Origin of the sequence: Mesorhizobium sp. M2A.F.Ca.ET.067.02.1.1, from assembly GCF_004023285.1 — a bacterium.
Classification (GTDB): Bacteria; Pseudomonadota; Alphaproteobacteria; order Rhizobiales; family Rhizobiaceae; genus Mesorhizobium.
Map to the genome: position 1 here is coordinate 1 of NZ_RZSB01000175.1, position 9,134 is coordinate 9,134.

Genomic DNA, 9,134 nt, shown 5'->3' on the forward strand with positions numbered 1-9,134 from the left:
GGGGAATCAGAAACGGGCGGGCGGCAGGCCGCGGGCGCAGAGCCTGCTGGAACGCTACCGGCCGATCGAAGGCGTCGTCGACGAGATGGTCGACGCGTCGGGCAGCCCGCGTCCGGCCTGGCGCTCCTTCATCGACGCACTCGACGTTTTGGGGGCGGAGCGGCTTGGGCAGCGTTTTGCCCGGGCCGACCAGTATCTGCGCGACGCCGGCGTCTATTACCGCGTCTATGACAAGGCAGGTGCCAATGAGCGGGAATGGCCGCTCGCCTATGTTCCGCTGCTGATCGATGAGCAGGAATGGGCCGAGATCAGCGCCGGACTGGTCCAGCGCGCCGACCTGTTCGAGGCGATCCTGGCGGACATATACGGGCCGAACCGGCTGATCGAGAAGGGCATCTTGCCGGCCGGGCTGATCGCGGCGAGCCCGGAATATCTGCGCCCCATCGCCGGCGTGAGGCCGGCCAGCGGGCATTTCCTGCACATGGTCGCCTTCGAGCTCGGCCGTGGCCCGGACGGCCGCTGGTGGGTGCTGGGCGACCGCACCCAGGCGCCGTCGGGCGCCGGTTTCGCGCTGGAGAACCGTGTCGCCACGACGCGGGCGCTGTCGGACATCTATGGCGAGATGCATGTGCACCGCCTTGCCGGCTTCTTCCGCCGCTTTCGCGACGCGCTGAACGGCATGGCCAAGGATTCCAGCGGTCGTGTCGCCATCCTGACGCCGGGGCCGCTCAACGAAACCTATTACGAGCATGCCTATATCGCCCGCTATCTCGGCATCATGCTGCTCGAGGGCGAGGACCTGACCGTCTCCGGCGGCAGGCTGATGGTGCGCACCGTTTCCGGCCTGATGCCGATCGGCGTCTTGTGGCGGCGGCTCGATGCGGCCTTTGCCGACCCGCTGGAGCTCAAGCCGGACTCGCAGATCGGCACGCCGGGGCTTGTCGAGGCGATCCGGCGCGGCACGGTGTCAGCCGTCAATGCGCTGGGCTCGGGCCTGATGGAGACGCGGGCGCTGCTGTCCTTCCTGCCCAGGATCGCGCGGGAACTGCAGGCTGACGACCTCAAGCTGCCGAACATCGCCACCTGGTGGTGCGGGCAGGAGAGCGAGCGCGCCCATGTGCTTGCCAATATCGACCGCATGGTGGTCGGCCCGGCGCTGTCGACCAGACTCGCCTTCGAGGATGACGGCGCGACCCGGCTCGGATCATCCCTGTCGGCCGGCGAGCGGGCCGAGCTCGTCGCGCGGATCGAAGCGGATGGCGCCGGTTTCGTCGGCCAGGAAGCGGTGACGCTGTCGACCACACCGGTGTTTGTCGGCGGTTTGCTGGAACCACGACCCGCCAGCCTGCGCGTCTATCTGGCGCGCACGCCGGAAGGCTGGACCGTGATGCCCGGTGGCTTCGCCCGCGTCGGCTTCTCGCTCGACCCGACGGCGATCGCCATGCAGCGCGGCGGCCAGGCCGCGGATGTCTGGGTGGTCAGCGACAGGCCGGTCGAGCGCGAGACGCTGCTGCCGCAGGAACATGAGAGCTTCACCCGCAGCATGCCGGGCAGCCTCCCCAGCCGCGCGGCGGAGAACCTGACCTGGCTAGGACGCTATATCGAGCGCTCGGAAGACACGTTGCGCGTGTTGCGCGCCTATCACGTGCGGCTTGCCGAGACGTCCGATCCGGACATGCCGCTGCTGGCCGATATCAGGGACTATCTCGAGCCGTACGGCATCGACGTCGGAACGGCGATACCGCCGGGGTTGATCGGGACCTTGGACAGCGCGGTCTACAGTGCTGGCCAGATTCGTGACCGCTTCTCGCCCGATGGATGGCTGGCGCTTAAGGATCTGTCGAAGACTGTTCACAAGTTCGCGGAGACGGTAGCGCCCGGAGACGACGCGACGCGGGCGATGACGGTCATGCTGCGCAAGCTCGCCGGCTTTTCCGGCCTGCTGCATGAGAACATGTACCGCTTCACAGGCTGGCGTTTCCTGGAGATCGGCCGCAGGCTGGAACGGGGTATCCAGATCGCCCGCACGCTCAGCCGGCTGACCAGGAAAGGGGCGCCGGAGGGCGCGCTCGACATGATGCTGGAGATCGGCGACAGCGTCATGACCCATCGCCGGCAATATCCGGTGCAGGCCGGGCGGCGCACGGTCATCGACCTGCTGGCGCTCGACCCGCTCAATCCGCGCTCGGTCCTGTTCCAACTCGAGCGGCTGAAAACCGAGATCGGCATGCTGCCTTCGGTCGGCGGCGAGGGGCATATGTCGACGGCCGCCAAGGAAATCCTGCAGCTCAACACTGCAATCGCAGTGAGGGAACCATCGGACATGACGGCGGATGTGCTTGATGATCTCGCGACCGAGATCGGCAATCTCTATAACAGCCTCGCCAAAGCCTATTTTGGTTAGCATGCTGTACGATATCAGGCTTCACCTCAGCTACGACTATGACGCCGCGGCCGGTGGCAGCCGGCATCAGGTGCGGGTGCTGCCGCCGACTATCGCGGGCGTGCAGCGCGTCGTGGTCGCCTCGCTGTCTTTCGTGCCAAACCCATCCGAGCGCACGGATTTTTTCGATTTCTTCGGCAACAACGTCACCGCGATAGCCTTTCGTGATGTCCATGACGGCCTCGACATCAAGATGAGCGCGCGTGTGTCGGTGTCGCGTCCGGAACCCGGCCTTGACGTCTCGCCGGATCTGCAGCAGCTCAAAGAGGAACTCGGCTCGGTCCGCTCCTTGTCGCCATCCGCGCCGCATCATTTCCTCGCCGGCAGCGATCATGTCGGCATCGATGCCGCGATCACGGCCTATGCGCGGGAAAGCCTGGCCGGCTCAACGGTGGCTACGGCGGCCGATCTGTGCAATCGCATCCATCGCGATTTCACCTATGACGGCAAGGCGACGACGGTGCAGACGCGGGCGGGCGACGCCTTCGCGCTGAAGCGCGGCGTCTGCCAGGATTTTTCGCATATCATGATCGCCGGCTTGCGCGGGCTGGGCATCCCCGCCGGCTATGTCAGCGGCTTCCTGCGCACGATCCCGCCCAAGGGAAAGCCGAGGCTCGAGGGCGCCGATGCCATGCATGCCTGGGTCAAGGTTTGGTGCGGCCGCGATGCCGGCTGGCAGGAATTCGACCCGACCAACGGCATGCGGGCGAGCAACGACCATATCACCGTCGGCTATGGCCGCGACTATTCCGATGTGGCGCCGATCGTCGGCGTGCTGAAGACGACGGGCGGGCAGGTCGGCGAGCAGGCGGTCGACGTCATTCCGGTTGCCATGGAAAAGGTGTGACGGCAATCCCGATTGCCCTATAGACGCTTCTCAACTGCGCCTGCCGTCGGTATCCTGGGTATGGGATTGACGGGGGGCGCGCCTGCGTGGGTGTGGTGTGCGGCGACAGGGTTTGGAAGAGGTCAGCATCATCATTGCGGCGCACAATGCCGCTCAGACAATTGCTCGGACGCTCGCTTCGCTGGTCTCGGAAAAGGAGGTCATCGGTGAAGTGCTGGTGGTCGACGATTGTTCCTCCGACGCCACCGCTGCCGTCGCCACGGAGACGGCGTTGCGGTTTGCCTTGCCGATGCGCGTCATCAAATCGAGCTGCCGCGACGCCGGGGGCTCCAGGAATTCGGCTCTGGAGCAGGCCCGTTGTCCCTGGGTCTACATGATCGACGCCGACGACCGTCATCTGGAAGGCGGCCTGCGTACATTGCTGGCCACGGCCACCAAGGCCCAACCCACGGCCGACATGGCGGTCGGCGCCTTCCGTCGGCGGGCCGACGGCGAGGAGCGGTCGACCAAGATGCCGGGCGTCTACACAGCCAGCGGGCTTGCCAATGCCTGCGCCTATCTCGATGGGCGGATACGGTCGATTGCAGTCGGCAGCGCGCTGGTGTCGCGGCGGGTCATTGGCGAAACGAGATTCCCGGTCGGGCTTGCCTATGACGAGGACACGCTGTTTTGGGCGCGCGTCATCGCCAAGGCATCGGTTGCCGTCGTGAGACAACCGATCTTCATCTATTTCGTGTCTGCGGAGCGCTCCGACGATCGTTTCACGGTCAGATCTGCCGGGCGCTTTTTGGAATGGCGCCTGGCGCTGCGCCGGCTCCGGTCCTGCGGCATCGCGGAGCGGTCGCTGAAGGTCAGGGAAGGCCTCGTTGCCTTGAAAATCGCGCGCGTTCATAACGCGCGCGGCGATTTCGCCAAGGCGGCAAGATTCCTCAACGTGGCCGAGGCCGCGCCACCGGCGGGCGCGAACGTCTGGCGTTGCATGCGCTATCGATTGAAGGTGACGCTACGGCGCCGGTTCTCGGCGCCAGCCGCCCAACCGCAACGGGCCTGATGGCCGAGAGGCCCGACCTCACGATTATCTGGCAGCCGGCAATGGATCCTCAAGCCCATGCCGGCCGGTAATACCTTCCACCCATGTTGGTGAAGGAAGGCTGTTGGATAGCGGACGTATCGGTCAGCCGGCAGGGCTGACGCCCTTCTGGAACAAGTCACCGGCGCGCGGCTTTATCTACGGGTCATTTCGCGGAGCCGGCATGTTGCAGCATTTACAAGCGTCATCAGACCGTTTGGCGCGGGACGATGAAACCCGAAGGAACGGCACCAGCAGCTTGGCCGGGAGCACGTCGCTCAACTATGTAACCGATGCCGATCCCGGCATCCGCAGATTGAGGAAAGGCGCGGGATTCTCGTATCTAGGCCCCGATGGCAGAGCCGTCGACGAAACGACTCTTGCCCGCGCCAAGGCGATCGTCATTCCGCCGGCTTGGACGGATGTATGGATCTCGCCCGATCCGGACGGCCATATCCAGGCAACCGGCAGGGACCAGCGTGGCCGCAAGCAATACCGCTACCACCCGCAATGGACCGAGGAACGCGACGGCGTCAAATATTCCAGCCTCGTGGCCTTCGCGGAAAGCCTGCCTGGCCTCAGGCGCCAGATCGATGCCGATCTGCGCCGGCGCGGGCTGCCCCTGGAGCGCGTCGTCGCCTCGGTGGTCTGGCTGCTCGACAACACCATGATCCGCATCGGCAACGCGGCCTATGCGCGCGACAACAAGAGTTTCGGGCTGACCACGCTGCGCGACCGCCATGTCGAGATCAACGGCTCCAGCCTGCGCTTCGCCTTCAAGGGCAAGTCGGGCAAGGAATGGAAGCTGAAGCTGGTCGATCGCCGCATCGCCAAGGTCGTGCGCGGCGCCCAGGATCTGCCTGGGCAGAAGCTGTTCCAGTATCTGGGTGAGGATGGCGACCGGCGGCCGGTGCGTTCGGAGGACGTCAACCGGTACATCCGCGAGGCGTCCGGCGCCGAATTCAGCTCAAAGCATTTCCGCACCTGGGGCGGCACCATCCATGCCGCGTCGCTGTTTGCCGGGACCGAGCTGCCGGAAAGCAAGACGCAACAAAAGCGGGTGATCAACAGCGTCGTCGACAAGGTCGCCGAGCGGTTAGGCAATACCCGTGCCGTCTGCCGCAAATGCTACATCCATCCGCTGGTGTTCGAGGCATGGACCGAGGGACGCCTGCTTGACGAGATGGCCGAAGCCAACAAGCGCAAACGGCTGATACAAGGCCTCGACGAGGAAGAAACGCTGGTGCTCAGATGGCTGCAGGCGCATGGCGCCTGACGGTCAGGCGCGAGGGACAGCCAAGTCCGTGATTACCCGCCGAATTTTTTTATCGACCTTGTGTCGGGAAGGGTCCTAGTGTCGCGTCCTTTGATACGGAAAGGACCTGCCATGCTATATGCCATCCTCTGCTACGCCTCCGAAGACGTCGTCTGCTCCTGGAGCAAGGAACAGGACGACGAGGTCATGGCGAAGATCCTCGACGTGCAGGACAAATACGCCAAGGCCGGCCGGCTCGGGCCCGTGGCGCGCCTTTTGCCGACGACGGCCGCGACGACGCTCAGAAAGGTCAAGGGCGAGGCGGTCGTGCTTGATGGCCCCTTCGCCGAGACCAAGGAACAGTTCCTCGGCTTCTACACGCTCGAATGCCGCGACCTCGACGAGGCCGTCGAATTCGCCCGCGAGCTGTCCGAGGTCAATCCGAGCGGGGGCTCCTATGAGATCCGGCCGGTCTCGGTCTTCAATCCGACAAAGGTCGCGGTATGACGGACCTTGCCTGGATAAGCACGGCGATCAGCAACGCCCGTCCGCAGGCGATGGGCGCGCTGCTGCGCTACTTCCGCGATCTCGACGCCGCGGAAGAGGCTTTCCAGGACGCGTGCCTGAGGGCGCTCAAGAACTGGCCGAAGAACGGGCCGCCGCGCGATCCGGCGGCCTGGCTGATCTTCGTCGGCCGCAACAGCGGCATCGACGCGGTGCGCAAGCGCGCCAAGCAGGCGCCGATGCCGGAAGAGGACCAGATCTCCGATCTGGAGGATGCCGAGGGCGACATGGCCGAGCGGCTGGACGGCGCGCATTACCGCGACGACATCCTGCGGCTTCTGTTCATCTGCTGCCATCCGGATCTGCCGGCGACGCAGCAGATCGCGGTGGCGCTGCGCATCGTCTCCGGCCTCACCGTCAAGCAGATCGCGCGCGCTTTCCTGGTCGGCGAAAGCGCCATGGAGCAGCGCATCACCCGCGCCAAGGCACGCATTGCGGACGCCGGCGTGCCGTTCGAGACGCCGGGCCCGGTCGAACGCTCGGAGCGGCTCGCCGCGGTCGCCGCGATGGTCTATCTGATCTTCAACGAAGGCTATTCGAGCAATGGCGGCGAAGCGCCGGCCCGCGCGCCGCTGTGCGAAGAGGCGATCCGGCTCGCGCGCCTGCTGCTCAGGCTGTTCCAGGCCGAGCCGGAGATCATGGGGCTGACCGCGCTGCTTTTGCTGCAGCACGCACGGGCGCCGGCGCGCTTCGACGAGCATGGCGAGATCATCCTGCTCGAGGATCAGGACCGCTCGCTGTGGAGCCGCAAGATGATCGACGAGGGCCTGGCGCTGGTCGACAAGGCGCTGCGCCATCGCAAGCCCGGCCCCTACCAGGTGCAGGCGGCGATCGCGGCGCTGCATGCGCGGGCGGCGACGGCCGAGGATACCGACTGGACCGAGATCGACCTGCTCTACGGCCTGCTGGAGCAGATGCAGCCGTCGCCGGTGGTGACGCTGAACCGCGCCGTCGCGGTCAGCAAGGTACGCGGCCCGGAAGCCGCGCTTGCCATGATCGAGCCGCTGGAAGAGCGGTTGTCAGGCTATTTCCACTTCTTCGGCCTGAGGGGCGGGCTGCTGATGCAGCTTGGCCGCAACGAGGAGGCGCGCGTCGCCTTCGATCGCGCCATCGCCTTGGCCAACACCGCAGCCGAGGCGGCGCATATCCGCATGCATATCGATCGGCTAATCAAGGAAAGCGCCGAGCGGACTCCCGCCAAAAAAGCGCATTGATCCTCCGGCTTCACCCTCTGGCCCAATTTCGCGATCGGGCCTTGGACCATGCCGGGGTGGCGGTTTTTCACCGAAACGAGTAATGCCACGTCATCAAAGCGCCTAGGCGTTCCTATCGGCACGTCAAGGACATGGCGCATGGCTCCATTCCCACCCTTCGAGGTGGAACCTGAAAGGGACAAAAATGACATTGGCGAAGGAAACGGCTTCACTTCTTGAGAAACTCGGCGTCGCCAAGGAGGCGCTTTCCGGCGGCGACCTCATCGTGCACAGCCCGGTGACGGGCGAGCAGATCGCGGCGCTGAAGCAGATTTCGGCCGCCGATGCCGGCAAGGCCATCGATGCCGCGCACAAGGCTTTCCAGGCCTGGCGCCTGGTGCCGGGCCCGAAGCGCGGCGAACTGGTGCGGCTGCTGGGCGAAGAACTGCGCGCGCATAAGGACGAGCTCGGCCGGCTGGTGTCGATCGAGGTCGGCAAGATCCCGTCCGAGGGTCTCGGCGAAGTCCAGGAGATGATCGACATCTGCGATTTCGCCGTCGGTCTTTCCCGCCAGCTCTATGGCCTCACCATCGCCACCGAACGCCCCGGACATCGCATGATGGAGACATGGCATCCACTCGGCGTCGTCGGCGTCATTTCGGCCTTCAATTTCCCGGTCGCGGTGTGGTCGTGGAATGCGGCGCTCGCCTTCGTCTGCGGCGATGCGGTGGTGTGGAAGCCGGCGGAAAAGACGCCGCTGACCGCGCTTGCCTGCGAGGCGATCTTCAAGCGCGCCGCAAAGCGTTTCGGCGCCGATGCGCCGGCGGGTTTGCTGCAGGTGCTGATCGGCGATCGCGTCGCCGGCGAGGTGCTGGTCGACCATCCGAAGGTGCCGCTGGTCTCGGCCACCGGCTCGACCCGCATGGGCCGCGAGGTCGGTCCTCGGCTCGCCAAGCGCTTTGCCCGCGCGGTGCTCGAGCTTGGCGGCAACAATGCAGGCATCGTGACGCCCACCGCCGATCTCGACATGGCGCTGCGCGCGATCGCCTTCGGCGCCATGGGCACCGCTGGCCAGCGCTGCACGACGCTCAGGCGCCTGTTCGTGCATGACAGCGTCTATGACGCGCTGCTGCCGCGGCTGAAGAAGGCCTATCAGAGCGTCTCGGTCGGCAATCCGCTGGAAGGCAAGGCGCTGGTCGGTCCGCTGATCGACAAAGCGGCCTTCGACAACATGCAGAAGGCGCTCAAGGAGGCCGAGGCGCATGGCGGCAAGGTGACGGGCGGCGCGCGCGTCGAAAACGGTCATCCGGACGCCTATTACGTGCATCCGGCGCTGGTCGAGATGCCCAGCCAAGTCTCGCCGGTGACGGAAGAGACCTTCGCCCCGATCCTCTACGTGATGAAATATTCCGATTTCGACGAAGCGCTCGAATTGCACAATGCCGTGGGCGCCGGCCTGTCGTCGTCGATCTTCACCCGCGACCTGCAGGAATCGGAGCGCTTCCTCGGCGTCGACGGATCGGACTGCGGCATCGCCAACGTCAATATCGGCACCTCGGGCGCCGAGATCGGCGGGGCTTTCGGCGGCGAGAAGGAGACGGGCGGCGGCCGCGAGAGCGGCTCGGACGCCTGGAAGGCCTATATGCGCCGCGCCACCAACACGGTGAATTTTTCCAAGGCGCTGCCGCTCGCGCAGGGCGTGTCCTTCGACATCGATTGAACAAGCGAGCGGTTCGGCTTGGAGAAGCCGAACCGCTCGATAT

Annotated in this window: 7 protein-coding genes; all 7 read left to right on the forward strand. The window is 65.5% G+C overall.

What is annotated here, in order from left to right; translation table 11 throughout:
• Positions 1–43 precede the first annotated feature (43 nt).
• The 7 genes from EOA28_RS14510 to EOA28_RS14540 all read left to right on the forward strand — a co-directional run bounded on the left by EOA28_RS14510 (position 44) and on the right by EOA28_RS14540 (position 9,091).
• Positions 44–2,404 carry a circularly permuted type 2 ATP-grasp protein gene (locus EOA28_RS14510; protein WP_245501524.1) on the forward strand — a complete coding sequence of 787 codons (2,361 nt, stop codon included), beginning with the start codon at positions 44–46 and terminating at the stop codon, positions 2,402–2,404.
• Position 2,405: 1 nt separating this feature from the next.
• Positions 2,406–3,290 (forward strand): transglutaminase family protein, encoded by an 885-nt coding sequence (locus EOA28_RS14515; protein WP_127251393.1) that lies wholly within the window; start codon positions 2,406–2,408, stop codon positions 3,288–3,290.
• A 112-nt stretch (positions 3,291–3,402) separates the two neighbouring features.
• Complete coding sequence (locus EOA28_RS14520) at positions 3,403–4,341, forward strand: glycosyltransferase (RefSeq protein WP_127251392.1); 939 nt, start codon at positions 3,403–3,405, stop codon at positions 4,339–4,341.
• Between the two features lie 277 nt (positions 4,342–4,618).
• Positions 4,619–5,635, forward strand: a complete 1,017-nt coding sequence (locus EOA28_RS14525; RefSeq protein ID WP_348527555.1) for a DNA topoisomerase IB — start codon at positions 4,619–4,621, stop codon at positions 5,633–5,635.
• Positions 5,636–5,746: 111 nt separating this feature from the next.
• A complete protein-coding gene (locus tag EOA28_RS14530; RefSeq protein ID WP_042640414.1) occupies positions 5,747–6,121 on the forward strand; it encodes a YciI family protein in 375 nt (124 codons plus the stop codon).
• On the forward strand, positions 6,118–7,392 hold the full coding sequence (locus tag EOA28_RS14535; protein WP_127251391.1) for an RNA polymerase sigma factor: 1,275 nt from the start codon (positions 6,118–6,120) through the stop codon (positions 7,390–7,392). Before EOA28_RS14530 ends, EOA28_RS14535 begins: the two co-directional genes overlap by 4 nt.
• A gap of 184 nt (positions 7,393–7,576) precedes the next feature.
• Positions 7,577–9,091 (forward strand): aldehyde dehydrogenase family protein, encoded by a 1,515-nt coding sequence (locus EOA28_RS14540; RefSeq protein ID WP_127251390.1) that lies wholly within the window; start codon positions 7,577–7,579, stop codon positions 9,089–9,091.
• Positions 9,092–9,134: the final 43 nt, after the last annotated feature.

What these genes read in the sequence shown, in the direction of transcription:
- EOA28_RS14515 (WP_127251393.1), top strand. Translation starts at nt 2,406, where the DNA reads ATGCTGTACGATATCAGGCTTCACCTCAGCTACGACTATGACGCCGCG.
- EOA28_RS14530 (WP_042640414.1), top strand. Translation starts at nt 5,747, where the DNA reads ATGCTATATGCCATCCTCTGCTACGCCTCCGAAGACGTCGTCTGCTCC.
- EOA28_RS14535 (WP_127251391.1), top strand. Translation starts at nt 6,118, where the DNA reads ATGACGGACCTTGCCTGGATAAGCACGGCGATCAGCAACGCCCGTCCG.
- EOA28_RS14540 (WP_127251390.1), top strand. Translation starts at nt 7,577, where the DNA reads ATGACATTGGCGAAGGAAACGGCTTCACTTCTTGAGAAACTCGGCGTC.